Genomic DNA, 25623 nt, shown 5'->3' with positions numbered 1-25623 from the left:
ACGGGGGAGGCCGGCCATGGATGCTGCCGAGGCGCTCACACTGCTCATGTCGCCGCAGGGGCGTGTCGACCCGTACCCGACGTACGAGCGGTTGCGCGCCCACGGGCCGGTGGTGCAGGCGCTGCCCGGCCTGTACGTGGTGACCGGCTATCCGGAGGCCGACGAGTTGCTGCGCGACCCCCGGCTCGGGGTGCTCGACGACACGCTGCGGGACCAGGTCTGGCCGAACTGGCGGCAGAGCCCGGCGGTGTCGTCGATCGCCCGGTCGATGCTGCGCACCAACCCGCCCGACCACAGCCGGATGCGTCGGCTCGCCGCCGGGGCGTTCAGCCCGCGCCGGATCGCCGGCATGCGGGACGTGGTGCTGGCCCAGGCCGAGGAACTGCTCGACGCGATGGTCGACCGGGCCGAGGACGGCGCGCCGGTCGACGTGCTGGCCGACTTCGCGTACCCGCTGCCGGTGGGGGTGATCTGCGCGCTGCTCGGCGTGCCCGCGGCCGACCGGCCGTTGTTCCGCCGCTGGGCCGGTGACCTGACCGGCGTGCTGGAGCCGGAGATCACCACCGAGGAGTTGGCGGTCGCCGACGCGGGTGCCGCCGAGCTGCGCGACTACTTCGTCGAGTTGATCGTCGCCCGGCGCCGGGCACCGGCCGACGACCTGACCACGGCGCTGGTCCAGGTGCACGACGCCGACGGTGAGCGGCTCACCGGCGACGAGCTGCTGGCCAACCTGGTGGTGCTGCTGGTGGCCGGCTTCGAGACCACCACCAACCTGCTCGGCAACGGGCTCGTCGTGCTGCTGCGTCACCCGGCGGCCGCCGACGCGCTGCGCGCCGACCCCGCGCTCGCCCCGGCGTACGTCGAGGAGCTGCTGCGCTACGACTCCCCGGTGCAGCTGACCACCCGCACCAGCACGGCGCCGGTGCGCTGCGGTGGGCTCGACCTGCCGGCGGGCAGCACGGCGCTGCTGCTGCTCGGCGCGGCCAACCGGGATCCGCGCCGCTTTCCCGACCCGCGCTGCTTCGACCCGACCCGCGAGCAGGCGCACCCGCTGTCCTTCGGCGCCGGCCCGCACTACTGCCTCGGCGCCGGCCTGGCCCGGCTGGAGGCGCAACTGGCGTTCCCGCTGCTGCTGCGCCGGCTGCCCGAGCTGGCCCTGGCCGGGACGCCCCGGCACCGGACCCGGCTGACCCTGCGCGGCTACGACAGCCTGCCGGTGACGCTGGGCACACCGGCGGTGGTCGATCGCGGTACGCCGGCCGGCGTCCGGCCGGGCACTCCGTAGACTGGTACGGCACCGCTCGTCCCACCCATGAAGGAGCCGTCCCGCGTGACCGTCCAGCCCATCCGTCTTTTTGGGGATCCGGTGCTGCGCACGCCGGCTGATCCGGTGGTCGATTTCGACGTCGAGCTGCGGAGGCTCATCGCCGACCTGACCGACACGATGCGTGAGCAGAACGGCGCCGGCCTGGCCGCCCCGCAGCTCGGTGTGGGCCTGCGGGTGTTCACCTTCGACGTCGACGACGTGCTCGGGCACCTGGTCAACCCGGTGCTCGAATTCCCCGACGAGGAGGAGCAGGACGGCCCCGAGGGCTGCCTGTCGATCCCCGGGCTCTACTTCGACACCAAGCGGCGGCAGAACGTCGTCGCCAAGGGCTTCAACGGCTACGGTGACCCGTTGCAGATCGTCGGCACCGGTCTGATGGCCCGCTGCGTGCAGCACGAGACCGACCACCTCGACGGTGTGCTCTTCCTGGACCGGCTCGACGCCGCCGGTCGCAAGGAGGCGATGAAGGCGATCCGCCAGGCCGAGTGGTACGACGCGGCCGCCCCGCCGGTGGTCAAGGTCAACCCGCACGGTGCGGGCAGTCCCTTCGGTCTGGGTCGGTGACCCGGATGCGCGTGATCTTCGCCGGTACGCCGGCCGTCGCGGTTCCCGCCCTGTCCGCCGTCGCCGCTTCGCGGCACGAGCTGGTCGCCGTGGTGACCCGGCCCGACGCGCCCGCCGGGCGGGGGCGTGGCCTGTCCCGCTCCCCGGTCGCCGAGTGGGCCGACGAGCAGGGCGTCGAGGTGCTCACGCCGGCCCGCCCCCGGGACCCGGAGTTTCTCGACCGGCTGCGCGAGCTGGCACCGGACTGCGTGCCGGTGGTCGCGTACGGCGCGCTGGTGCCGCCGGCGGCACTGGAGATCCCCCGACACGGCTGGATCAACCTGCACTTCTCGCTGCTGCCGGCCTGGCGGGGCGCCGCGCCCGTGCAGCACGCCGTGCTGCACGGCGACGAGCTGACCGGCGCCAGCGTGTTCCAGCTGGAGCAGGGCCTGGACACCGGCCCGGTCTACGGCACCCTGACCGACGAGATCCGTCCCGCCGACACGTCCGGCGACCTGCTGGAGCGGCTCGCCGACTCCGGTGCGGGTCTGCTGGTGGCGGTGCTGGACGCGATCGAGGACGGCACCGCCCGTGCCGAGCCGCAGCCGGCCGACGGTGTGTCGCTGGCACCGAAGCTGACCGTGGACGACGCCCGGGTCCGCTGGGCTGACCCGGGGTTCGCGGTGGACCGCCGGATCCGGGCCTGCACCCCGGCCCCCGGCGCCTGGACCACGTTCCGCGGTGAGCGGGTGAAACTCGGCCCGGTCGTGCCGGTGCCCGACGGGCCGGAGCTGAAGCCGGGGGAGTTGCTGGTGGAGAAGTCCCGCGTGCTGGCCGGTACGGCCACCGTGCCGGTGCGTCTCGGCGAGGTGCGGGCCGCGGGCAAGCGGGCCATGTCGGCGACCGACTGGGCGCGTGGCGTCCGCGTCGGCGCCGGCGAGGACCTCGCGTGAGCGCCCCGGAGGGGACGCGCCCGCCGCGCTCCGGCCCGCCCGCCGGTCGCGGCGCGGACCGCCGGCCGGTACGACCGCCGCTGGACCGGCCGCGCCGCGCGGCGTACGAGGCGGTGGCCGCCGTGCACCGCGACGACGCGTTCGCCAACCTGGTGCTGCCGATCATCCTGCGCGAGGAGGGCCTGTTCGGCCGGGACGCGGCGTTCGCCACCGAGCTGACCTACGGCACCCTGCGTCACCTGGGCACGTTGGACGCGATCCTCACCGACGCGGCCGGCCGGGACGTGGCCCGGATCGACCCGCCGGTGCGTGACGCGCTGCGGCTCGGGGCGTACCAGCTCCTGCACACCCGTGTGCCGGCGCACGCCGCGGTCTCGTCGACGGTGGACCTGGTCCGCTCGGTCGCGCCGGGTGCGACCGGGTTCGCCAACGCGGTGCTGCGGGAGGTGTCGACCCTCGACTCCGACGGCTGGGTGGCGAAGCTCGCCCCGCCGATGGAGACCGACCCGGTCGGGCACCTGGCGGTCGCGTACAGCCACCCGCAGTGGATCGTGCGGGCCTTCTCCGAGGCGCTCGACGGTGATCTGGGCGAGACGGCCCGCCTTCTGATCGAGGACAACGAGCGTCCGCCGGTGCACCTGTGCGCCCGGCCCGGCCTGATCGACCCGGTCGAGCTGGCCGACCAGGTCGGCGGTGCGCCGGGCGCGTTCTCGCCGTACGCCGTCTATCTGCCCGGTGGCTCGCCGGGCGATGTGCCGGCGGTGGTCGACGGCCGCGCCCACGTCCAGGACGAGGGCTCCCAACTGGTGGCCGCCGCCCTGGCCGACGCGCCGCTCGACGGCCCGGACGGGCGCTGGCTGGACCTGTGCGCCGGCCCCGGCGGCAAGGCCGGGCTGCTCGGCGCGCTGGCCGCGCAGCGTGGTGCCCGGGTGACCGCGGTGGAGGTGGCCGAGCACCGCGCCCGGCTGGTGTCCCAGGCGACCCGGGGGCTGCCGGTGGCCGTGCTGGCCACCGACGGCCGTGAGGTCGGCGCGGACCCGAAGCTGCCCGAGGGGCACTTCGACCGGGTCCTGGTGGACGCCCCGTGCACCGGGCTCGGGTCGCTGCGCCGCCGGCCGGAGTCACGGTGGCGTCGCCAGCCATCCGACCTGCCGCCGCTGACCCGGCTGCAACGCGAGCTGCTCGGCGCGGCGCTGCGGGCGGTGCGCCCGGGTGGTCTGGTCGCCTACGTCACCTGCTCGCCGCACACCGTCGAGACGCACGTGACGGTGACCGAGGCGGCTCGCCGCAGCGGTGTGTCGGTGGACTTCGTCGACGCCCGACCGTTGCTGCCGGCCGGTATGCCCGGCCTGGGCGACGGCCCGACCGTGCAGCTCTGGCCGCACCGGCACGGCACCGACGCGATGTTCCTCGCCGTCCTGCGCAAGGGCTGACCGCCGTCCTGCGCGGAGAGCTGACGCACGGGCCGACACGGCACCGCACCCGGCCGACCCGGCCGGGTGCGGTCGTGCGGCCGGTCAGGTGACCGGGAGGCCCTTCGTGCCCGCGTTGCGCAGCGAACGGGTCAGGTCCCGGTCGCTGATCCACAGGAAGCACTGCACACCGCGGTTGCCGTTCTTCCACTCCTGCTCGTACGGCTGGTAGTAGATCGTTCCGGCGCGGAAGTCGAGCTGCGCGTTGTCCGGCACCTTGGCGAACGTCGCGGTCATCGTCTGGCAGGCCCGGTGGGTCCGCTTGGTGGTGCGGGTGAACTCGGCGTAGCTGATGTCCGGGGCCTGCCAGATCCCGACGAACTCGGCGTGGTGCTTGGCGGTGCACGGCACCGTGACCATCTCGTCGATGTCGTCCTTGACGAGCTTCGGGTTGAAGCAGCGGTACGCCAACGGCGCCGCCCCGATCAACGCCCCCCGGAGGCTGCCGGTGCGCAGGTCGACGGCGGTGTCGTCGATGCTGGCGACCTCAGTGACGTCGCAGCGGTACCAGCGGGCCCCGCCGGTCCAGGCCTGCGGCGAGGGCAGCACGACGGTCAGGCCGAGCCGACCGGAGCGCCAGTCGGCGCCGACGGCCTTGTTGACCTCCTTGTCGCAGCTCGCCTGCGCGGCCCGCATGCCCTCCGAGCCGGGCGGCGGGGGCGTGCCGCGCTCCGCTCCCGGCCCGGTGAGGGTGCCGACGAACATGGTTTCCACCCGGTGCGACTCGGCACACGCCATCGGGTTGTAGCCGGTCAGGAAACCGACCTGCTGGGAGGAGTGGTGGCAGACGTCGGCGGCGGGCACGAACTGCTGCGCCGCGACGGGCGCCGGCCAGTCGTCGGTGAGGTCACGGTCGACTCCGGCCGGTGCGCCACACCCGGCGAGCGCCAGGGCCACCGCCGCGCCCCCGGCCACCGCCGTCAACCACCGTCGCATCGTCGACCTCCCGCCGCTGGTGGCCTCCGGCCGACCCTCGGCTGGTCGGTAGCGCCACGGCGCAGCAGCATACGGCACCGATACTCAGATCGCGGGTAGTCCCTCGGGGCCCGCACCGCGCATCGAGCGGGTGAGTTTGCGGTCGTCGCTCCACAGGAAACACCGCACACCACGGTCGCCCTCCTCCCATTCCCGTTGCGACGGTGGGTAGTAGATGGACCCGGCCCGGTACGGCAGGTCGGCGTTGTTCGGCACGGCGGCGTACCCGGCGATCAGCGCCATGCAGCGTCGGTGCGCCTGCTCGGCGGAGCGGGTGAACTCCACCCAGCTCATGTCCCGTTCCACGTAGACGCCGACGAACTCGGCGCGGTGCGGCTCGGTGCAGAGCACCGGCGCCATGTAGTTGAGGTTGTCGCCGATCAGCTTGGGATCGAAGCAGCGGTGGGTGAGGGGGGCGTCGCCGATCAGTGCCCCGCGCAGGCTGCCGCTGCGGTTCACCGGCCGGGTGTTGTCGATGCTGTCGGTCTCGCTCAGGTCGCAACGGAACCAGCGGGCGCCGCCGGCCCAGGCGGGCGCCGAGGGCAGCGCGAGCGACAGGGTGAGCCGGGCCGTGTGCCAGTCGCCGCCGAGCATCTCCCGGGCCCGCTGGTCACACTCGCCGCGGGCGGCGCGCAGCGCCGGTGAGCCCGGCCCGGGTCGCGCCCCGGCCTTCGCGGCGGGGCCGGTGAACGCGCCGACGTGGATCGACTCGGCCAGGTGGCTGCGCGCGCAGTCCACCGTCTCGTACGTGCTGGCCTGCACGATCGAGGTGATGCGGGGCAGGCAGGTGTCGGTGGCGGGGGTGAACGGCTTCGGGGCGCCCAGTTCGGGCCAGTCGTCGGTCAGATCACCGTCGGCGCCTCGCGCCGGACCGCAGCCGGCCAGCAGCACCGTCGTGACGCAGGCCAGCGCCAGCACTGGAAGCCACCGTCGCATCGTCCGCCCTCCCGGGAGCTGACGGCCGGTCACCGCGCCCCGCGGCGAAACCCCGGCGGGCGTGCAGCCTAAGGCACCGTCCCCGTTGGAGTGTCGTCGCGTTTCCGTCGATCGGCCAGTCGCTGATGTCTCTTCGTCCGGATTTACCGGACCGCGTCGACCAATTCTGCACCACTGGTCACTGCCGCATCACAGCGCGTCGGAGATGGTGCCGCGATGCGGGCGGCGGGTGACCGCGTTCGTACACTGGCCCCGTGACCGTACCGCCGCCGATCGTCGCGCCGAGCATCCTGGCCGCCGATTTCGCCCATCTCGCCGAAGAGGTCCGTGCCGTCGAGGACGCCGCGGACTGGCTGCACGTGGATGTGATGGACAACCATTTCGTGCCGAACCTGACCATCGGGCTGCCCGTGGTGCAGAGCCTGCGGGCGGTCACCGAGATGCCCTTCGACGTGCACCTGATGATCGAGGATCCGCGTCGGTGGGCCCCCGGTTACGCCGACGCCGGGGCGTACAACGTGACGTTTCACGCCGAGGCGTGCGACGACCCGGTGGCGTTGGCCAAGGACCTGCGTTCGGCCGGCGCGAAGGCCGGGCTGGCCATCGACCGGGACACTCCGATCGAGCCGTACCTGGACCTGCTGCCCAGCTTCGACACCCTCCTGATCATGACGATCAAGGCGGGCTTCGGCGGCCAGCGGTTCATCCCGCAGTTGCTGGACAAGGTGCGTGCCGCCCGCCGGCACGTCGACGCCGGGCACCTGGAGCTGCGCATCGAGGTGGACGGCGGGATCGCCGCCGACACCATCGAGCAGGCGGCGTCCGCCGGCGCCGACGCGTTCGTGGCCGGCACCGCCGTCTACGGCGCCGCCGACCCGGCCCAGGCCGTGCGGCACCTGCGGGCACTGGCGGAACGCGCGACCGCCGGGGCCTGAGATGGATCCGGACGGCGACCGCAAGGACATCATCCTCGTCGTCGACGACGACGACGACATCGCTCGTTTCGTCGAGTTCAACCTGCGGCTGCACGGCTTCGACGTCATCCATGCCAGCGACGGCCAGGAGGCCCTGGAGGTCATCGAACGGCAGCGGCCCGACCTGGCCGTGGTCGACCTGATGATGCCCCGGATCGACGGGCTGGAGCTGACCCGGCGGCTGCGCGCCGACCCGATGACCTCCGCCCTGCCGGTGATCATGCTGACCGCGAAGGGCATGACCGTGGACAAGGTGCACGGGCTCAGCGCCGGTGCCGACGACTACCTGGTCAAGCCGTTCGACACCGCCGAGCTGGTGGCCCGGGTCTCGTCGACCCTGCGCCGCAACAAGGAGTTCCGGGAGGTCTCCCCCCTGACCGGGCTGCCCGGCAACAGCCGGATCCGTCGGGAGATCAGCGACCGGGTCCGGCAGGGTGTGGACTACGCGGTCGGCTACATCGACATCGACCGGTTCAAGAGCGTCAACGACCGGTACGGCTTCGTGCGCGGCGACGACTTCATCTCCGCGCTGGCCCGCAGCCTGCATCGGGCCGTGGTGGCGGTGGGTCTGCCGCCGGCCTTCCTCGGCCATGTCGGCGGCGACGACTTCGTCATCGTCTGCGCTCCCGACCAGGTCCGTCCGTTGACCTCCCGGGCCGTCGTCGACTTCGAGAAGTCGGCCGACACCCTCTACGACCCGACCGACCGGGAGCGGGGCTTCGTGGAGCTGAAGGACCGGCGCGGCGCCATCCGCCGGGCCGCCCTGGTCACCCTCTCCATCGGGGTCTCCCTCTCCGACGCCGGCAAGCGGTTCACCGACCCTCTGGAAGCGATCGCGGTGGCCTCGGAGATGAAGACGGTGGCCAAGAGTCAGCCCGGGTCGTACGTGGCGGTGGACCGGCGGCGCGGCGTCACCTGAGGCGTGATTCCCGCTGTGAAGTAGCTCGCCTAGAAGGTGTCGGAGCCGGAGAAGCGTGTAAGACTTCCGGTGTACCCACCACGCGCTGGCGGGACTCGGTGAAATTCCGAACCGGCGGTGATCCACGGTCCGACCGTGGTCAGCCCGCGACCCGGACGGCTCTGTCGTCCGGTGGACCTGGTGAAAATCCGGGGCCGACGGTTGGGGGCGGTTCGTCCGCGCCCAGACAGTCCGGATGGGAGACAGCGCGCGGGACGGACGGGTCCGAGCCGGCCGCTGGCGTCAGCGTGCCGTGCCGACCCCCCGGGGCGGCCCTGCCGTACCCGGAATCCGCCACCGCCTGCCCGCGGCCCATGCCGCCTCCCTGACCGCCCGCGCGCGGACCGGCGAGTGAGAGGGCAGGGAAGCGCGATGGCCAGCGTCTCCGTCGATGAGGCGATGCGGCGTGCGATCGAGCTGGCCGCACGTGGGCTGGGCACGACCAGTCCCAACCCGGTGGTCGGCTGCGTGCTGCTCGACGAGGACGGCCAGGTCGTCGGGGAGGGTTTCCACGCCTACGCCGGCGGGCCGCACGCCGAGATCGTCGCGTTGGCCCAGGCCGGGCAACGCGCCAAGGGCGGCACCGCGGTCGTCACTCTGGAACCCTGCAACCACACCGGTCGCACTGGCCCCTGCAGCACCGCGCTCGTGCAGGCCGGCGTCGCCCGGGTGGTCATCGCCGTGCCCGACCCCAACCCGGTCGCTTCCGGCGGTGCCGCCACGTTGCGCTCCGCCGGGGTCCGGGTCGATCTGGGGGTACGCGGCGACGAGGCGCAGGCCGGCAACATCGCCTGGCTGACCTCGATGCGCCGGGGCTGGCCGTACGTCATCTGGAAGTACGCCGCGACGCTGGACGGCCGGTCCGCCGCGGCGGACGGCACCAGCATGTGGATCACCTCGGAGGCGGCCCGGATCGACGTGCACGCGCTGCGCGGCACGGTCGACGCGGTCATCGCCGGGGTGGGTACCGTGCTCGCCGACGATCCCCGGCTGACCGCCCGCAACCTGCGCGACGGAAGCCTGGCCATCCGGCAGCCGCTGCGGGTGGTGGTGGACAGCTCGGGGCGTACCCCGGTCGACGCCCGGGTCCGCGACGGCGCCGCACGGACGTGGATCGCGACCGCCGCCGAGGTCGGCGCCGACCCGGACGGCCAGGTCGACCTGCCGGCGCTGCTCGCGGCGCTGCACCAGCGCGGGGTCCGCGCGGTGCTGCTGGAGGGCGGCCCCCGACTGGCCGGCGCGTTCCTCGCCGCCGGCCTGGTCGACAAGATCGTCGGGTACGTCGCGCCCCGGCTGCTCGGCGCCGGCCCGACCGCTCTGGTCGACGCGAAAGTGACGACCATCGCTGAGGCGATCGATCTGGAGTTCGTCGACGTTACGCAGGTCGGTCCGGATCTCCGGATCACCGCTTTGCCCCGAAAAAGGGAGGGCTGACATGTTCACCGGCATTGTCGAGGAGTTGGGCGAGGTCGTCCGGGTGACTCCCACGGCGGGCGATTCGGCGCTGGTCGCCGTCCGCGGTCCGCTGGTCACCTCCGACGCCCGCCACGGCGACTCCATCGCGGTCAACGGCGTCTGCCTGACCGTCGTGGAGGCGACCGACGGCGTCTTCACCGCCGACGTGATGGGCGAGACGCTGCGCCGCTCCGCGCTGGGCGCGCTGCGCCCCGGCGACCCGGTCAACCTGGAGCGGGCCGCCGCACTGGGCAGCCGACTCGGCGGGCACCTCGTGCAGGGCCACGTGGACGGCGTCGGTGCGGTGATCTCCCGCGAGCCGGCCGAGCAGTGGGAGACCGTCCGGTTCCGGCTGCCGGCCGCCCTGTCCCGGTACGTGGTGGAGAAGGGCTCGATCACCATCGACGGCGTCTCGTTGACCGTGGCCGAGGTGGGCGCGGACGAGTTCGCCGTCGGGCTGATCCCCACCACGCTCAAGCTGACCACGCTCGGCGCGAAGGGCGTCGGCGACCCGGTCAACCTGGAGGTCGACGTGGTGGCGAAGTACGTGGAGCGGCTGCTCGGCACCCGGCTCACCGAGGCCGGGGAGGTGGCTTGATGGGCGCCCTCGGTTGGCTGCTGGACGCCCAGGTGCAGATCGCCGGCTCGCCGGTGCTGGTCCGGGAGATCGTCGGCAACGTGTTCGGGCTGGTCTCCGCGCTGCTCGGGCTGCGCCGGGTGGTCTGGGCCTGGCCGGTCGGCATGATCGGCAATGCGCTGCTGCTCACCGTCTTCCTGGGCGGGGTGTTCGCCACCCCGCAGGCACACGACCTGTACGGGCAGGCCGGCCGGCAGGTGTTCTTCTTCGCGGTCAGCGTCTACGGCTGGTGGCGCTGGCGGCGCAACCGCCGGGCCGACGCCGGGCACGCCGCGGTGCAGCCGCGGTGGGCCACCGGCCGGGAACGGCTGGCGATGCTGCTGGCCGCCGCCGTCGGCACCGCCGCGGCGTACCCGGTGCTCGCCGCGCTGGGGTCCTGGGGGCCGCTGCCGGACGCCTGGATCCTCACCGGCAGCCTGCTGGCCACCTACGGCATGGCCCGTGGCTGGGTGGAGTTCTGGCTGGTCTGGATCGCGGTGGACGCGGTCGGTGTGCCGCTGCTGCTGCGCGGCGGGTTCTACCCGTCGGCCGTCATGTACCTCATCTACGGCGCCCTCTGCGCCGGGGGCTTCGCCGCCTGGTGGCGCACCTCGCGCGCCGCCCGGCCGGCCGCCGCCCGTACGCCCATCTACACGGAGGCCGTGGCATGAGCGAGCGAATCATCGATGTCGTGGTGGGTCATGCCGCCACGCAGCGAAGCGGAGTGGCGGCATGACCAGCTTCGGAGATATCGAGCAGGCGATCGCCGAGATCGCGGCCGGTCGGCCGGTCGTCGTGGTCGACGACGCCGACCGCGAGAACGAGGGCGACCTGATCTTCGCGGCCGAGCTGGCCACGCCGGAGCAGATGGCGTTCATGGTGCGCTACACCTCCGGGTACGTCTGCGTGGCCCTGACCGAGAGCGAGGCCGACCGGCTCGACCTGCCGCCGATGCACCACACCAACCAGGACCGGCGCGGCACCGCGTACACGGTGACCGTGGACGCCCGGGAGGGGATCAGCACCGGCATCTCGGCGGCCGACCGCGCCCACACCAGTCGGCTGCTCGCCGGCGCCGCGACCGACCCGACCGACCTGGCCCGCCCCGGGCACGTGGTGCCGCTGCGCGCCCGCGAGGGCGGCGTGCTGCGCCGACCGGGGCACACCGAGGCGGCGATCGACCTGACCCGGCTGGCCGGGCTGCGCCCGGCGGGCGTGCTCTGCGAACTGATCAACGACGACGGCACCATGATGCGGCTGCCGGACCTGGAGAAGTTCTCCGCCGAGCACGGCCTCACGCTGATCACCATCGCCGACCTGATCGCCTACCGGCGGCGCACCGAGAAGCAGGTCGAGCTGGTCGCCGACGCCCGGATGCCCACCCGGCACGGTGTGTTCCGGGCACTCGGCTACCGCGCCGAGCACGATCCGGCCGAGCACGTCGCGATGGTGCTCGGCGACCTCGGCGACGGCCAGGACGTCCTGGTCCGGGTGCACTCCGAGTGCCTCACCGGGGACGTGTTCGGCTCGCTGCGCTGCGACTGCGGGCCGCAGCTGGACGCCGCGCTGGCCCGGGTCGCCCGCGAGGGTCGGGGCGTGGTGCTCTACGTCCGCGGACATGAGGGACGCGGCATCGGCCTGCTGCACAAGCTGCAGGCGTACCAGTTGCAGGACCAGGGCCGCGACACCGTGGACGCCAACCTCGACCTGGGCCTGCCCGCCGACGCCCGCGACTACGGCACCGGCGCGCAGATCCTCTACGACCTGGGCGTGCGCTCGATGCGACTGCTGACCAACAACCCGGCCAAGCGCGCCGGGTTGGAGGGCTACGGGCTGACCATCAGCGGCCGGGAGGGACTGCCGGCCGGGGCGCACCCGGAGAACCTGCGCTACCTGCGTACCAAGCGGGACCGGATGGGTCACCTGCTGGACGAGTTGGACGAGGTGACCGAGGCGCCGATGGGGCGTCCCGTCGCCAACGACGAGATCGGAGCATGACGATGGCGGGTTTCGGTGAGCCGGGAGTCGACGCGGTGGACGCCGCGGGGCTGACCGTCGGGGTGGTCGCCGCCCGCTGGCACGGTGACCTGACCGACCACATGCTGGAGCGCGCGGTGGCCGCCGCCGAGGCGTGCGGCGCCCGGTCCGTGGTCGCCCGGGTCGCCGGCTCGGTCGAGCTGCCCGTGGTCGCCCAGGCCCTGGCGCGCCGCTGCGACGTCGTGGTCGCGCTCGGCGTGGTGGTCCGTGGCGCCACCGCGCACTTCGACTACGTCTGCCGTTCGGTCACCGACGGGCTGACCCGGGTCGCCCTGGACGAGGGCAAGCCGGTCGCCCACGGTGTGCTCACCGTGGAGACCATCGAGCAGGCCCGGGACCGGGCCGGACTCCCCGGGTCGGCGGAGGACAAGGGCTGGGCGGCCACCGTCGCCGCGCTCGACGCCGCGCTGGCCGTGCGGACCGTGGCGGCCGGTAACGCCCAGCGGGTCGGCTTCGGCGGCTGACGCCTCGGCCGTCTGGGCCGTCTCGGTTGTCTCGGCCGGCTCTGCCGCTGGGCGTCTGGGTTGTCTCGGCCGTCTCTGAGGGCGGGCCTTCAGAGACGGCCGGCCTCGATGATCCGGCGCAGGAACTGCCGGGTACGGGGCTGCGTCGGCTCGCCGAGGACCTGCTCGGGTGGGCCGCTCTCGACGACCCGTCCCGCGTCGAGGAAACAGACCTCGTCGGCGACGTCCCGGGCGAAGCCCATCTCGTGGGTGGCCAGCACCATGGTCATCCCGTCGGCCTTCAGGTCCCGGATCATCGCCAGCACCTCACCGACGAGTTCCGGGTCCAGGGCGGAGGTCACCTCGTCGAGCAGCATCAGCCGGGGCGAGTTGGCCAGCGCCCGCACGATCGCCACCCGCTGCTGCTGCCCGCCGGAGAGCCGATCCGGGTAGGCGTCCGCCTTCGCGCCCAGCCCCACCCGGTCGAGCAGCTCCCGGGCCTGCGCCTCGGCCTCCGCGCGGGCCCGCCGGTGCACCCGTCGCGGCGCGAGGGTGATGTTCTCCAGCACGCTCAGGTGCGGAAACAGGTTGTACGCCTGGAACACCATGCCGATCCGTCGGCGTACCCGGTCGGGGTCCACCCGGGGATCGGAGATGTCCTCCCCGTCCAGCTCGATGGTGCCGTCGTCGAGCTCCTCCAGGAGGTTCACGCAGCGCAGCAGGGTGGACTTGCCCGACCCCGACGCACCGATCAACGCCACCACCTGGTGCTCGGCGACCGTCAGGTCGAGCCGGTCGAGCACGATGTTTCCGGCGAACTCCTTGCGCAGCCCCCGGCACCGCAGCAGAGCCATGCTCAGCCTCCCGACTGGCGACGGGCCGCGCGCAACGTCACCCAGTCGGTGACCGCGATCAGCGGGATCGCGAGCAGCACGAAGAGCACCCCCGCCACCACGTACGGCGTGTAGTTGAACGACTGGGCGGTGGCGATCTGGGCGGCGCGGACCGCGTCGATCGGCCCGGCCAGCGAGACCAGGCCGACATCCTTCTGCAGGGCCACCACGTCGTTGAGCAACGGTGGCGCCACCCGGCGGACGGCCTGCGGCAGGACCACGTGCCGCATCGTCTGCCGGTACGTGAGACCCAGCGACCGGGCCGCGGCGAGCTGGCTGGGGTGCACCGACTCGATGCCGGCCCGGAACACCTCGGCGAGATAGCCGCCGTAGGTGAGCACCAGCGCGAGCCCGCCGAGCACCAGCACCGGCGGCGTGCCCTGTAGCCGCAGCCCCGGCACGCCGAGGGTGAGCAGGTAGAGCACGATGATCAACGGCAGGCCGCGGAAGGTGTACGTGTAGCTGGCGGCCAGCGCCCGCACCGGGAAGAAGATCGGGCCGCGTAGCGTCCGCAGCACGGCGATCACCAACCCGAGCAGCAGCGCGCCGGCCGCGCAGCACACCAGCAGCCGGACGTTGAGCCAGAGCCCGCTCAGCACCGCCGGCAGCGCGTCGACGGCGATCTCCGGGTCCAGGAAGGACCGCCGGACCCGATCCCAGCCCGGCGCGCCGGTCACCGCGACGACCAGCAGCGTGCCGAGCGCCGCCGTGGAGGACGCCGCCACCAGCACGCTGTACACGGTCTGCCGCCGCCGGTACGCCGAGCGCCGCAGCTGCGCCGGCGACGGGGTGTGCTCGAGCAGGGTCACCGCAGCTCGGCCGCCCCCGCCACCTGCGCGAGCCACTTCTGCTCCAGCTCGGTCAGCGTGCCGGCCTCGCTGAGCTGACCGACGGCGGTGCTCACGCAGCGGGTCAGCGGGGAGTTCTTGTCCAGTAGCAGCCCAAAAGCCTCGGGCACACCGACCTGCGGCACCTGCCCGACGATCGTCGCATCGGTGATCTCCGCGCCGGTGATGTAGAACGCCGTCGGCAGGTCCACCACCAGACCGTCGAGCTGCCCGTTCTGCAACGCCTTCTTGGCGTCGTCGTTGCTGTTGTAGACCTGCGGCTTCGCGGCCGGCTTGATCACGTCGGTGATCGCCTGATAGCTGGTGGTGCCCACCTGGGCGCCGAGCCGGGCGTCCCGCAGGTCGGCCAACGACGTCTTACCGGCGATCTTCGACGACTTCAACGCGATGACGGTCTGCCGCACCAGGTAGTACGGCGCGGAGAAGTCCACCGCCTGCTTGCGCTCCTCGGTGATGGAGAACTGGTTGATGTCGAAGTCGAAGCTCTTCGGCCCGGGTGCGATCGCGGAGTCGAACTTGACCCGGGTCCAGGTCACGTCGGCACGGGCGTAGCCGAGCTTCTCGGCCACCGCGTACGCGACGGCGGCCTCGAAGCCTTCGCCGTTGTCCGGTTTGTCCTGCCGGAACCACGGCTCGTAGGCGGGCTGGTCGGTGGCGATGGTGAGCTTGCCCGGCGTACGGGTGGGCAGGCTGTCCCTGGTGCAGGACGGCGACGCGGTGACGGTGGGGGTCGGTGTCTCGTCCTGTGGCGCGCACCCGGCGGTGGCGGCGACGACCGCACCGGCGAGGGTGAGCGCGAGGAGACGTGAGCTGCTGGCCATGGCCGACAGCGTAAAGGCATCGACCGGTCTGCTTGGAGATTGTCCCACCATGTTGATAGGGAATTGCGGCCTCGGTGTCCGCTGGCTGGGTGCCGGCGGACCCGGGGGCGGGGCGCCGGTCGGGCGGCTGGAAGAATCGTTCCCCGTGAAGACGTTCGAGGAGTTGTTCGCCGAGCTGCAGGCCAAGGCCGCCGCCGGCACCCCGGGCTCGGGCACCGTCGCCGCACTGGACAAGGGCGTGCACTTCATCGGCAAGAAGGTCGTCGAGGAGGCGGCCGAGTCGTGGATGGCCGCCGAGCACGAGGGCCCGCAGCGCACCGCCGAGGAGATCTCCCAGCTGCTCTACCAGGTCCAGGTGCTGATGCTCGCCAGCGGGCTCGAGCTGAAGGACGTCTACCGACATCTGTGAGTGCGCCCCGTCGTTGATCAGACCCGATCGAAGGAGCACTCCGTCATGCTGCGTGTCGCCATCCCCAACAAGGGCACCCTGGCCGAGCCGGCCGCCCAGATGCTGCGCGAGGCGGGCTACCGCCAGCGCACCGACCCCAAGGACCTCGTCTGCCGCGACGAGGGCAACGACGTCGAATTCTTCTACCTGCGCCCCAAGGACATCGCCACCTACGTCGGCTCCGGTGACCTCGACCTCGGCATCACCGGCCGGGACCTGCTGATCGACTCGGCCGCACCCGCCGAGGAGGTCGTCGACCTCGCCTTCGGCCGGGCCACCTTCCGCTTCGCCGCCCGCCCCGACGACATCGCCTCCGTGCAGGACCTGGGCGGGCACCGGATCGCCACCGCGTACCCCGGCCTGGTCGAGCGGCACCTCGGCGACCTGGGCGTCAAGGCCGACGTGATCCGCCTCGACGGCGCGGTGGAGAACGCCGTCCGCCTGGGCGTCGCCGACGTGGTCGCCGACGTGGTGGAGACCGGCGCCACCCTGCGCCAGGCCGGCCTGGTGGTCTTCGGAGAGCCGCTGCTGCGCTCCTCGGCGGTGCTGGTCCGCCGCGCCGGCGCCCCGGCGCACCAGCAGGCCGAGCAGTTGCTGCGTCGCCTGCACGGGGTGCTGGTGGCCCGCCGCTACGTGATGCTCGCCTACGACGTGCCGGCCGGCCTCCTGGACCGGGCCAGCGGGCTCACCCCGGGCATCGAGTCGCCCACCGTGTCGCCGCTGCACCGCGAGGGCTGGGTGGCGGTGCAGGCGATGGTGCTCCGCGACGACGTGCACCGGATCATGGACGAGCTGTACGAGTTGGGCGCCCGCGCCATCCTGGTCACCAACATCCACGCCTGCCGCCTCTGACCGCCCCTGCTTGATCGACTCGGTGCCGGCACCCGCAAGATCGCGCTCGAACATGGAAGTAGTGGCCTCCCCGCGCCACCGAGGCCACTCGAACCAGGATCGAGCACGATCTTGCGGGTCCGGCGCTGGGCTGAGTGACGGCTCGGCGGGTGGTGCGGTCGGTGGACGGGTGCGGATGGCAGACTGGTGGGGTGAGTGAAACCGAGCTGGTCCGCCTGAAGCCCCGCCGGATCCGGGTGGTCTGCTGGTCGGCCGCGGTCGCACTGGTGGTCGTGTTCGGCCTGGTCGCCACCTCGCTGAGTGGGCCGACCGGCGATGGCTACGGCAGCTTCCAGCGCGGCGACCAGATCGCCATGATCGGCCTGGGCATCTTCGGCGCGCTGGGCTTCCTGCTGTTCACCCGGCCACGGGTGGAGGCGGACGCACGTGGCATCCGCGTACGGAACGTCATCAGCTCGTACGAGCTGCCCTGGGAGGTCGTCCGGGGGGTCCGCTTCGACCGGGGCGCGCCGTGGGCCAGCCTGGAGCTGCACGACGACGACCTGCTGCCGATGGTCGCCCTGCAGGCCGCCGACAAGGAGTTGGCTGTCGACGGGGTCCGCGCGCTGCGCCGACTGCACGAAGCCCACCTGGCCCGCCTCGCCGAACGCGCCGCCGGCCGCTGACCCGCGCCGCCGGCCGCTCGCCGGTGCTGCCGTCCGCTGGCCGGTCGCTGACCCGCGCCGCCGGCCAAGATCGCGCCGCCGTCCAAGATCAGCACAACTTCCAGGAAACTGCTGCCTCACCGCGACCGGAGGCACGAGTTTCCTGCAAAGTGCGCGGATCTTGGCGCCCGCGCCCGCACCCGCACCCGCGCCGCACCCGCACCCGCACCCGCACCCGCGCCGCACCCGCACCCGCGCCCGCACCCGCGCCCGCACCCGCACCAGCGCCGCACCCGCGGCGTGGGCGCTGGGACCTCGCGACCCTGGGTCGTGTCCGGTTTGGGGGTGACCGGGGGCGGGGTGTAGTGTTATGGAGTCGACCAGGCTGTCTCCGCGTGCGAGCAGACAGCCACGAAAGCGGAGCGCCTGCTCCCACCCGAGTCGCCGCCACGGTGGCCGGGTCCGGTCCCCGGTTCCGGGTGCGTCCCGGTGCCGGATGCGCGATCCTGTGATCGTGCCGACCGGTCGAGCGGGCCCTGGCATGCGCCGGGGCCTTCTGCTTTCCGGGTTGGTTCCCATCCGGGAGCCGCAGGGGTCGGCAACTGAGCAGAAACGACTCGAGGAGGCCCCATCAGCGTCGAACCACGCGTGAACGATCAGATCCGGGCACGTGAGGTCCGACTGGTCGGCCCCGAGGGTGAGCAGGTGGGCATCGTCCCACTGGAGCGCGCCCTTCAGCTGGCCGCGGACGTCGATCTGGACCTGGTTGAGGTTGCGCCGATGGCGCGCCCGCCGGTGTGCAAGCTCATGGACTTCGGCAAGTTCAAGTATGAGAGCGCACTGAAGGCGCGCGAAGCGCGGCGTAATCAGCAGCAGACCGTCATCAAGGAAATGAAGCTTCGGCCGAAGATCGACCCGCACGACTACGAGACCAAGAAGGGTCACGTGGTGCGGTTCCTCAAGGCGGGCGACAAGGTCAAGGTGACGATCATGTTCCGCGGTCGCGAGCAGAGCCGCCCGGAGCTGGGTTACCGGCTCCTGCGTCGGCTCGAGTCCGAGATCACGGACCTGGGATACGTCGAGGCCGCTCCGAAGCAGGACGGCCGAAACATGATCATGGTTCTCGCTCCGCACCGGGCCGTCAAGGCCTCCGCGGTTGCCGCTACGGCGTCCCGCGGTGCACCTCGGGACCGGGCAGCGGACGAGTCCGCCGCTCCGGCAGCCGATGAGACCGCGGCGGTCGGCGAGACCGCAGCAGCCGGTAACACCGGCCTCGCCGCCGACACCAGCGGCGAGTAACAGGGGAGAAGACGTTCCACATGCCGAAGATGAAGAGCCACACGGGTATGGGCAAGCGGGTCAAGGTGACCGGCCGCGGCAAGATCGTGGCCGAGCAGGCCGGCAAGCGCCACCTGCTGGAGGGTAAGTCTTCCACCCGTACCCGGCGGTTGACCGGCACGGTCGAGGTGGCCAAGGCCGACGTCAAGCGCATCAAGAAGCTGCTCGGCCGCTGACGCGCGCCACCTTTACCTACTAAGGAGTTGAGATGGCACGCGTCAAGCGGGCTGTGAACGCCCAGAAGAAGCGTCGTACCCTGCTGGAGACCGCGAGCGGTTACCGCGGTCAGCGCTCCCGGCTGTACCGCAAGGCCAAGGAGCAGGTGCTGCACTCGATGCAGTACGCCTACCGGGACCGTCGCGACCGCAAGGGCGACTTCCGGCAGCTGTGGATCCAGCGGATCAACGCGGGCGCCCGGGCGAACGGGATGACCTACAACCGCCTGATCCAGGGCCTGCGTCTGGCTGGCATCGAGGTCGACCGCAAGATCCTGGCCGACATGGCTGTCAACGACGCCGCTTCCTTCGCGGCGATCGTGGAGCTGGCCCGGGCCGCGGTCACGGCCGAGGGCACCGGCGGCGCGGCGGCTCAGGCCGCCTGATCCCCACGCACCAGAGCGAGGCGTCTCCCGTGTCGGCACCGCCGTCCGGGGGGCGCCTCAATCGTGCCGGAGGAACGCACATCATGGCTTTCACCCCGCGTACCCCCAGGGTTGTCGCCGCTCGGCGGTTGCAGCGCCGGCGCGACCGCGACGCCACCGGCCGGTTCCTGGCCGAGGGACCGCAGGCGGTCCGCGAGGCCCTCGCGCGGCCGGGGGTGGTCACCGAGCTGTTCGGTACGCCCGCCGCGCTCGATCGGCACCCGGAGCTGGCCGCCACGGCGGCCCGCGCCGACGTGCCCGTCTCCGAGATCACCGACGACGCCCTCGCCGCCCTGACCGAGACCGTCGCCCCGCAGGGGCTGGTCGCGGTCTGCCGGCACCTGGACGTGTCGTTGGAGCAGGCCCTCGCGAATGCGCCCCGGCTGGTGGCGGTGCTCGCCGAGATCCGTGACCCGGGCAACGCCGGCACGGTGCTGCGCACCGCCGACGCCGCCGGCGCGGGTGCGGTGGTCTTCGCCGGCGACGCCGTCGACCCGTACAACGGCAAATGTGTGCGGGCGTCGGCCGGCAGCCTCTTCCACGTCGACGTGGTGCGCGCGACGGACCCGGTCGCGGTGGTCGACGCGCTGCGCGCCGCCGGTCTGTCGATCTTCGCCACCACGGGGTACGGCGACAGCGACCTGGACGACCTGACCGACTACGGCCGGCTCGCCGGGCCGACCGCCTGGCTGTTCGGCTCCGAGGCGCACGGGTTGCCCGAGGAACTGATCGCCGCCGCCGACGCGCGGGTGCGGGTGCCGCTGTACGGGCGCGCGGAGAGCCTCAACCTGGCTGCCGCCGCCGCGGTGTGCCTGTACGCTTCAGCGAGAGCACAGCGCTGAGGGTGACCACCTCCGGCGCGACTGACCGCAGGGGGAGAGCATTCGCCCATGAACGCGACACGGCGTTCGTTTAGCCAGCCCGCCGGTGTCGGCGGGCGGCGGGCCTGACCTGCTCCCTGCACAACTCCTACCGGCGGGCTGCGGCACAGCCGCGCGTCCGTAGACTCGCCTCGCCGCCCGATGAGGGCTGGCGCCGCCGTGAGGGAGTGCCCGTACGCCATGAGCTATCGCAACGATCCGTACGACCCGAAGCAGGTCGCCCTGCTCGACCCGGCCGCCCTGGCCGAGGCCGTCGCCGACGCCACGAAGGCGTTCGAGGCCGCCGCCGACCCGGACGCGTTGACCGCGCTGCGCTCGGTGCACCTCGGTGACCGGTCCCCGGTCTCCCTGGCGCGCCGGGAGATCGGCGCGCTGCCGCCGGCCGCGAAGTCCGACGCCGGTAAGCGGGTCAACGAGGCCCGCCGGGCCATCGAATCCGCGTACGCCGAGCGCGCCGAGGTGCTGGAGCGCGAGCAGGCCGCGCGGGTGCTCGTCGAGGAGCGGGTGGACGTCACCCTGCCGTACGCCCGGCGTCCGCGGGGCGCCCGGCACCCGCTGAGCACCCTGATGGAGTCGATCAGCGACCTCTTCGTCGGGATGGGCTACGAGGTGGCCGAGGGGCCCGAGGTCGACCTGGAGTGGGTCAACTTCGACGCGTTGAACATCCCCGCCGACCACCCGGCGCGCGGGTTGATGGACACGTTCCACATCGCATCCGCCGATGGCTCCGCGGGCTCGGGCCTTGTGCTACGAACGCACACCTCGACGGTGCAGACCCGCACCATGCTCAGCCGCAAGCCGCCGATCTACGTGATCGTGCCCGGCCGCGTCTACCGCACCGACGAGATCGACGCCACCCACAGCCCGGTGTTCCACCAGGCCGAGGGCCTCGTCGTCGACAAGGGCATCACGATGGCGCACCTGCGCGGCACGCTGGACCACTTCGCGCGGGCGATGTTCGGTCCGGAGGCGAAGACCCGATGGCGGCCGCACTACTTCCCGTTCACCGAGCCGTCGGCGGAGTTCGACGTGTGGTTCCCGGAACACCGCGACGGCCCGCAGTGGGTCGAGTGGGGCGGCTGCGGGATGGTCAACCCGCGGGTGCTGCGCGCCTGCGGCGTCGACCCGGACGTCTACTCCGGATTCGCCTTCGGCATGGGCATCGACCGGACCCTGATGGTCCGGCACGGGGTCAGCGACATCCGCCATCTCTTCGAGGGCGACGTGCGGTTCAGCCGCGCGCTCGGGACCGGGGCGTAGGGCGATGCGGGTACGAGACACGGGAACGGTGGTCTGAAGTCATGCGAGTTTCTGTCAGTTGGTTGCGGGAGTACGTCGACTTCCCCGCCGACCTGCCCACCGGTGACGTGGAGCAGGCGCTTGTCGACCTCGGCATCGAGGTCGAGTCCGTGGTGGACCTGCGCGAGAGCGTCACCGGCCGGCTCGTCGTCGGTGAGGTGCGCGAGATCGAGGAGCTCACCGGTTTCAAGAAGCCGATCCGGTTCTGCCGGGTGGACGTGGGTGACGCCAACGGCACCGGCGAGCCGCAGGAGATCGTCTGCGGGGCGCGTAACTTCGCCGTCGGCGACCGGGTGGTGGTGATCCTGCCCGGCGGTGTGCTGCCCGGCGGGTTCGCCATCGGCGCCCGCAAGACGTACGGGCACCACTCGGCCGGCATGATCTGCTCGGCGAAGGAGTTGGGCCTGGGCGACGACCACTCCGGCATCATCGTGCTTCCGCCGGATGTGGCGGCCAAGCCGGGCGACGACGCGCGGCCGGTCGTGGGCCTCGACGACGTGGTGTTCGAGCTCGAGATCACCCCGGACCGGGGGTACGCGCTGAGCCTGCGCGGCCTGGCCCGGGAGTTGTCGCACGCGTTCGACGTGCCGCTGCGCGACCCGGCCCTGGCGCCCGCCCCGGCCGGCACGCAGACCCCGGCGTACCCGGTGGAGGTCCGCGACACGGTCGGCTGCGACCGATTTGCCGCCCGGCTGGTCCGCGGCATCGACCCGAACGCGCCGACGCCGTCGTGGATGGCCCAGCGGCTCGTCACCGCCGGCATCCGCAGCATCTCGCTGCCGGTGGACATCACCAACTACGTGATGCTGGAGCTGGGCCAGCCCATGCACGCCTTCGACGCCGATCGGATCGTCGGGCCGCTGGTGGTCCGCCGCGCCGAGGCGGGGGAGAAGCTCACCACCCTGGACGGCGTCAACCGGGTGCTCACCGCCGACGACATGGTCATCTGCGACGCTGGGCTGGACAACGCCCTCGCGGGCGAGGGCGCCGGCGTCCCGATCTCCCTCGCGGCGGTGATGGGTGGCGAGACCAGCGAGGTCGTCGCCAGCACCACGACCGTGCTGTTCGAGGCGGCGCACTGGGATCCGGCGATGGTCGGGCGGACCGCGCGTCGGCACAAGCTGTTCAGCGAGGCTGCGAAGCGCTGGGAGCGGGGCGTCGACCCGGCCGTGGCACTGGTCGCGTTGGAACGGGCCGTGGGGCTGCTCACCGAGCACGGCGGCGGCACCGCGGGCGCGGAGATCCTGGACATCGACCACGTCCGTCCGCGTACCCCGATCACCCTGCCGGCGGACCTGCCCACCCGGCGGGTCGGCGTCGAATACCCGCCGGCGCGGGTGGTCGCCCTGCTGGAACGGGTCGGCTGCACCGTCGCGCAGGGCACGGACCGGTTGTCCGAGGACCCGGGCGCCGTCGGCGTGGCCAGCGGCGCGGGGACGGCGCTCAGCGTCACCCCGCCGACGTGGCGGCCCGACCTGACCGACCCGGCCGACCTGGTCGAGGAGGTCGTCCGCCTCGACGGGTACGACCGGGTACCGTCGGTGCTGCCGACCGCGCCCCCCGGTCGCGGCCTGACCCCACGGCAGCGTCGGCGCCGCGCCGTCGCCGGATCGCTTGCCGAGCGGGGGTACGTGGAGGTGCTCGCGCACCCGTTCGTGTCGCCGGAGCTGGCCGACCAGCTCGGCCTGCCGGCCGACGACCCGCGCCGGCCCGCGGTGCGGTTGGCCAACCCGCTGTCCGAGGAGGAGCCGCTGCTGCGCACGACGCTGCTCGGCCCGCTGCTCGGCATCCTCAAGCGCAACCTCGGTCGGGGTCACCGCGACCTCGCCCTCTACGAGATCGGCGCGGTGTTCCACCCGCGCGTCGGCGCCGGCAGCCCGCCGGCGATGGGCGTGGACCGGCGACCCACCGACGCGGAGTTCGCCGCCGCCGACGCGGTCGTGCCGGCGCAGCCCGTGCACGTCGCGGTGGTCCTCTCCGGCGACCTCGACCCGGCCGGCTGGTGGGGTGCGGGACGACCGGCCGGCTGGGCGGACGCGATCGAGGCGGCCCGCGACGTGCTGGCCGCCGCCGGGATCCCCGACGAGCGGGTCGAGGTGCGCGCGGCCGAGTACGCGCCGTGGCACCCGGGCCGCTGTGCCGAGCTGCGGGTCGACGACACGGTCGTCGGGCACGCCGGTGAGCTGCACCCGACGGTGGTGGCGGCGCTGGAGCTGCCCCGCCGCACCTGCGCGATGGAACTGAACCTCGACGCGCTGCCGCCGACCCCGGTGACGCCCGCGCCGACGGTCTCCGGCTTCCCGCCGGCGCTTATCGACGTGGCCCTGGTGGTGGACGACTCGGTGCCGGCCGAGCAGGTGGGCCGCGCGCTGGAGGCGGGCGCCGGTGAGCTGCTGGAGGACGTGCGGCTGTTCGACGTGTACTCCGGCGAGCAGCTCGGCGAAGGGCGGCGGTCGCTGGCGTACAAGCTCACGTTCCGGGCCCCGGACCGGACGCTCACCGTCGAGGAGGCGGTGGCCGCACGGGACGCGGCGGTCGCCGTCGCGGCCGAGCGCTTCGGCGCGACCCTGCGCGGCGCCTGACGGAGCGGCCCCGGACCCGCGATCTCTCAATCTGCGGGTTCGGGGCTCGGTACCTGGTGGCGCACCAACGAGCAAGGCCCTGACCTGGTAGAAATCTGCCGGTCAGGGCCTTTTTCGCGTACGTCGGTGGCCGGTGGTGGCTCGGGCGCTCGGGAGCCGTTGGACATCCTTCTCCGTTTGGCCGACCCCACGGTTTTACTGGCGGCAAACTGCTGATGGCGCGATCAGCGCATGGTCGGTCAGTCAACCTCCGTAGGCCCCGATGGCGACGGCGGCGGATGAGCCGACGCGCGCATCTGGCCGATGTGAGTGCGTTAGGTGATAGCGCACGCCGCGACGAGCGGGCGTCAGCCGTTGCCGTGCTGCCGTTCCTGCTCCGCCAGAGCAGCCGCTGCCCTGTCCAGGTCGTAGTGAGGAAATACAGGGATGCCCCGGCGGCGCAACGCCTCGGCCGCGACGCCACGCCCAGCGACGGTGACGCCGGTGAAGGTTCCGTCGTGAACGTAGGTGCTACCGCAGGTAGGGCTGCCCTCGACCAGGATGGCGAGCCCGACGCCGGCTTGCAGTGCCTTGTCGACCGCCCGCTGCGCCGCCGCCTGGAACAGTTCGGTGACGTCACGGCCCGATGCTTCGTGTACGTGGGCGTGGCCGTCGAGGACGTCGGCCGCGCTGCCGCCGACGATCTCGGCTGGCGGGCGCGGCACCGGGAATCCGACGGCCAGTTCTGGACACAGCGACACGAGGCGCCCTTCAGAAGCCCAGCGCTGCCAGATCGGAGAGGCGACCGGCACGCCGGTCTCGTTGAACCGGATCGGTGCGCCGCCGAGGCAGCCGCTGACCAGGATTTTCAGCATGGCATCACCTGGGGCAGCAGCGCCGTCAGCGTCGCCGCGGTGTAGGTTGCCGTGACCCCTGGCGGCAGGCCGTCTCCAGCACGGTCGAGGAATGCCGTGTCGATACCCAGAGCGGCGGCTCCGGCGACATCGGACGATGCGGAGTTACCGATGTGGATCACGTCGCCGGCGCCCAGGCCGAGGCGGGCCAGCGCGAGCTGGAACGGTTCGGGGCGGGGCTTGTATGCGCGGGCTTCTTCGCTGGTCACCGCGGCGGCGACGGCGACGCCGTGGCACCGCAGCACCGCCGTCAGGTCGTCCTGGTCGACGTCGGACACCAGGCACACCGGCACCTTCACAGCATCGAGGAACGGCCGGCTGTCGTCGTACAACGGTGGATGACGCCAGGATTGCAGATGCTTCCGGCAGATTGGCTCAACATCCACGGATGCCCCGAAGTTCGCTACAGCCTCGGCGAGGCTGCCGAGCGTCAGGTCTGCGAGCGTACGAAAATCGGCCCCATACGCCATTTCGGCGCTGGCCTCCAGCCGTCGGGACCACTCTGCCGCGATAGCAGACGGATCGACTGCGATCAAATCTGCTACCTGCACGCAGACGTCATCGACCGAGCCTTCATCATCGTGTACGAGCGTGCCGTACAGGTCCAGCAAGATCGCCTGATACACAGTGAGACGCTACCCGACTGGATTTGACCCCGTCGGTCGTCAGGCACCCCTCGTGCCGAAGCCGCCATCACAGACGGGACTGTACAAATAACGGCTGATCGACCGATCAAGGGAGAGACGCCAGATGACGACCGAGACGACCGTGGGACAGCCGGCCGCCGAGCCGGTG

27 protein-coding genes and 1 riboswitch are annotated in these 25623 nt (G+C 72.5%); of the genes, 20 read left to right on the top strand and 7 right to left on the bottom strand.

Annotated features, from left to right (window positions below; genetic code table 11):
- Positions 1 to 16: 16 nt before the first annotated feature.
- From AB0H52_RS15050 to AB0H52_RS15035, 4 genes are read left to right on the top strand one after another with little or no spacing between them, the layout of a single operon-like run.
- On the top strand, positions 17 to 1285 hold the full coding sequence (locus AB0H52_RS15050; RefSeq protein ID WP_151487777.1) for a cytochrome P450: 1269 nt from the start codon (positions 17 to 19) through the stop codon (positions 1283 to 1285).
- A 45-nt stretch (positions 1286 to 1330) separates the two neighbouring features.
- Positions 1331 to 1891, top strand: a complete 561-nt coding sequence (gene def / locus AB0H52_RS15045; protein ID WP_357947912.1) for a peptide deformylase — start codon at positions 1331 to 1333, stop codon at positions 1889 to 1891.
- 5 nt (positions 1892 to 1896) lie between these two features.
- A complete protein-coding gene (gene fmt, locus AB0H52_RS15040) occupies positions 1897 to 2823 on the top strand; it encodes a methionyl-tRNA formyltransferase (protein ID WP_357947909.1) in 927 nt (308 codons plus the stop codon).
- Complete coding sequence (locus AB0H52_RS15035; protein WP_225854097.1) at positions 2778 to 4256, top strand: transcription antitermination factor NusB; 1479 nt, start codon at positions 2778 to 2780, stop codon at positions 4254 to 4256. Before fmt ends, AB0H52_RS15035 begins: the two co-directional genes overlap by 46 nt.
- Before the next feature lie 84 nt (positions 4257 to 4340).
- Here the strand turns inward: AB0H52_RS15035 and AB0H52_RS15030 are convergent, their stop codons facing one another.
- Both AB0H52_RS15030 and AB0H52_RS15025 read right to left on the bottom strand, forming a co-directional pair.
- Positions 4341 to 5231 carry a septum formation family protein gene (locus AB0H52_RS15030; protein ID WP_151487773.1) on the bottom strand — a complete coding sequence of 297 codons (891 nt, stop codon included), beginning with the start codon at positions 5229 to 5231 and terminating at the stop codon, positions 4341 to 4343.
- 84 nt (positions 5232 to 5315) lie between these two features.
- Positions 5316 to 6206 carry a septum formation family protein gene (locus AB0H52_RS15025; RefSeq protein WP_151487772.1) on the bottom strand — a complete coding sequence of 297 codons (891 nt, stop codon included), beginning with the start codon at positions 6204 to 6206 and terminating at the stop codon, positions 5316 to 5318.
- A 254-nt stretch (positions 6207 to 6460) separates the two neighbouring features.
- Here AB0H52_RS15025 and rpe point away from each other — a divergent pair, with 254 nt between their 5' ends.
- The 7 genes from rpe (at position 6461) to ribH (ending at position 12710) form a co-directional block, all read left to right on the top strand.
- Positions 6461 to 7141, top strand: a complete 681-nt coding sequence (gene rpe, locus AB0H52_RS15020; RefSeq protein ID WP_151487771.1) for a ribulose-phosphate 3-epimerase — start codon at positions 6461 to 6463, stop codon at positions 7139 to 7141.
- Position 7142: 1 nt separating this feature from the next.
- The gene (locus AB0H52_RS15015) at positions 7143 to 8099 is read left to right on the top strand and encodes a response regulator (RefSeq protein ID WP_151487770.1); all 957 of its coding nucleotides are present in this window, start codon (positions 7143 to 7145) and stop codon (positions 8097 to 8099) included.
- A gap of 80 nt (positions 8100 to 8179) precedes the next feature.
- Positions 8180 to 8350, top strand: a riboswitch (FMN riboswitch).
- A gap of 160 nt (positions 8351 to 8510) precedes the next feature.
- Positions 8511 to 9572 (top strand): bifunctional diaminohydroxyphosphoribosylaminopyrimidine deaminase/5-amino-6-(5-phosphoribosylamino)uracil reductase RibD, encoded by a 1062-nt coding sequence (gene ribD / locus AB0H52_RS15010; protein ID WP_151487769.1) that lies wholly within the window; start codon positions 8511 to 8513, stop codon positions 9570 to 9572.
- Between the two features lies 1 nt (position 9573).
- A complete protein-coding gene (locus AB0H52_RS15005) occupies positions 9574 to 10191 on the top strand; it encodes a riboflavin synthase (protein WP_151487768.1) in 618 nt (205 codons plus the stop codon).
- The gene (gene pnuC / locus AB0H52_RS15000) at positions 10191 to 10880 is read left to right on the top strand and encodes a nicotinamide riboside transporter PnuC (RefSeq protein WP_151487767.1); all 690 of its coding nucleotides are present in this window, start codon (positions 10191 to 10193) and stop codon (positions 10878 to 10880) included. Before AB0H52_RS15005 ends, pnuC begins: the two co-directional genes overlap by 1 nt.
- Positions 10881 to 10941: 61 nt before the next feature.
- On the top strand, positions 10942 to 12207 hold the full coding sequence (locus AB0H52_RS14995; protein WP_151487766.1) for a bifunctional 3,4-dihydroxy-2-butanone-4-phosphate synthase/GTP cyclohydrolase II: 1266 nt from the start codon (positions 10942 to 10944) through the stop codon (positions 12205 to 12207).
- A 2-nt stretch (positions 12208 to 12209) separates the two neighbouring features.
- A complete protein-coding gene (gene ribH / locus AB0H52_RS14990) occupies positions 12210 to 12710 on the top strand; it encodes a 6,7-dimethyl-8-ribityllumazine synthase (RefSeq protein ID WP_151487814.1) in 501 nt (166 codons plus the stop codon).
- An 89-nt stretch (positions 12711 to 12799) separates the two neighbouring features.
- Here the strand turns inward: ribH and AB0H52_RS14985 are convergent, their stop codons facing one another.
- Genes AB0H52_RS14985 through AB0H52_RS14975 form a run of 3 tightly spaced genes read right to left on the bottom strand, consistent with a single transcriptional unit; the run spans position 12800 to position 15251 of the window.
- Entirely contained in the window at positions 12800 to 13543 is a 744-nt protein-coding gene (locus AB0H52_RS14985; protein WP_151487765.1) for an amino acid ABC transporter ATP-binding protein, read from the bottom strand.
- 2 nt (positions 13544 to 13545) lie between these two features.
- Positions 13546 to 14391: an amino acid ABC transporter permease gene (locus AB0H52_RS14980; RefSeq protein WP_151487764.1), complete on the bottom strand. Its 846-nt coding sequence runs from the start codon at positions 14389 to 14391 to the stop codon at positions 13546 to 13548.
- Positions 14388 to 15251 carry a transporter substrate-binding domain-containing protein gene (locus tag AB0H52_RS14975; protein WP_151487763.1) on the bottom strand — a complete coding sequence of 288 codons (864 nt, stop codon included), beginning with the start codon at positions 15249 to 15251 and terminating at the stop codon, positions 14388 to 14390. The genes AB0H52_RS14980 and AB0H52_RS14975 overlap by 4 nt, the downstream gene beginning before the upstream one ends.
- Positions 15252 to 15396: 145 nt before the next feature.
- On the opposite strand from AB0H52_RS14975, the gene AB0H52_RS14970 reads away from it, so the two are divergent.
- From AB0H52_RS14970 to pheT, 9 genes are all read left to right on the top strand, one after another.
- A complete protein-coding gene (locus AB0H52_RS14970) occupies positions 15397 to 15660 on the top strand; it encodes a phosphoribosyl-ATP diphosphatase (protein WP_089016570.1) in 264 nt (87 codons plus the stop codon).
- Positions 15661 to 15705: 45 nt separating this feature from the next.
- Positions 15706 to 16551: an ATP phosphoribosyltransferase gene (hisG, locus tag AB0H52_RS14965; protein ID WP_151487762.1), complete on the top strand. Its 846-nt coding sequence runs from the start codon at positions 15706 to 15708 to the stop codon at positions 16549 to 16551.
- 191 nt (positions 16552 to 16742) lie between these two features.
- A complete protein-coding gene (locus AB0H52_RS14960; RefSeq protein ID WP_192580097.1) occupies positions 16743 to 17216 on the top strand; it encodes a PH domain-containing protein in 474 nt (157 codons plus the stop codon).
- 627 nt (positions 17217 to 17843) lie between these two features.
- Complete coding sequence (gene infC / locus AB0H52_RS14955) at positions 17844 to 18494, top strand: translation initiation factor IF-3 (RefSeq protein WP_357947900.1); 651 nt, start codon at positions 17844 to 17846, stop codon at positions 18492 to 18494.
- 20 nt (positions 18495 to 18514) lie between these two features.
- A complete protein-coding gene (gene rpmI / locus AB0H52_RS14950; RefSeq protein ID WP_110566082.1) occupies positions 18515 to 18709 on the top strand; it encodes a 50S ribosomal protein L35 in 195 nt (64 codons plus the stop codon).
- Between the two features lie 32 nt (positions 18710 to 18741).
- Positions 18742 to 19134 carry a 50S ribosomal protein L20 gene (rplT, locus tag AB0H52_RS14945; RefSeq protein ID WP_007458417.1) on the top strand — a complete coding sequence of 131 codons (393 nt, stop codon included), beginning with the start codon at positions 18742 to 18744 and terminating at the stop codon, positions 19132 to 19134.
- A gap of 29 nt (positions 19135 to 19163) precedes the next feature.
- Positions 19164 to 20015, top strand: a complete 852-nt coding sequence (locus AB0H52_RS14940; protein ID WP_357947897.1) for an RNA methyltransferase — start codon at positions 19164 to 19166, stop codon at positions 20013 to 20015.
- Between the two features lie 219 nt (positions 20016 to 20234).
- Positions 20235 to 21314, top strand: a complete 1080-nt coding sequence (gene pheS, locus AB0H52_RS14935; RefSeq protein ID WP_357947894.1) for a phenylalanine--tRNA ligase subunit alpha — start codon at positions 20235 to 20237, stop codon at positions 21312 to 21314.
- A gap of 41 nt (positions 21315 to 21355) precedes the next feature.
- Entirely contained in the window at positions 21356 to 23935 is a 2580-nt protein-coding gene (gene pheT, locus AB0H52_RS14930; RefSeq protein WP_357947891.1) for a phenylalanine--tRNA ligase subunit beta, read from the top strand.
- A 347-nt stretch (positions 23936 to 24282) separates the two neighbouring features.
- On the opposite strand, the gene AB0H52_RS14925 is transcribed toward pheT, so the two are convergent.
- On the bottom strand, positions 24283 to 24789 hold the full coding sequence (locus tag AB0H52_RS14925; protein ID WP_151487756.1) for a DUF523 domain-containing protein: 507 nt from the start codon (positions 24787 to 24789) through the stop codon (positions 24283 to 24285).
- The gene (locus AB0H52_RS14920) at positions 24783 to 25454 is read right to left on the bottom strand and encodes an HAD family hydrolase (protein ID WP_151487755.1); all 672 of its coding nucleotides are present in this window, start codon (positions 25452 to 25454) and stop codon (positions 24783 to 24785) included. Before AB0H52_RS14920 ends, AB0H52_RS14925 begins: the two co-directional genes overlap by 7 nt.
- Between the last annotated feature and the right edge of the window lie 169 nt (positions 25455 to 25623).

Source organism: Micromonospora sp. NPDC050695 (assembly GCF_040654415.1).
Classification (GTDB): domain Bacteria; phylum Actinomycetota; class Actinomycetes; order Mycobacteriales; family Micromonosporaceae; genus Micromonospora.
This window is presented reverse-complemented; position numbering and strand designations above follow the sequence as displayed.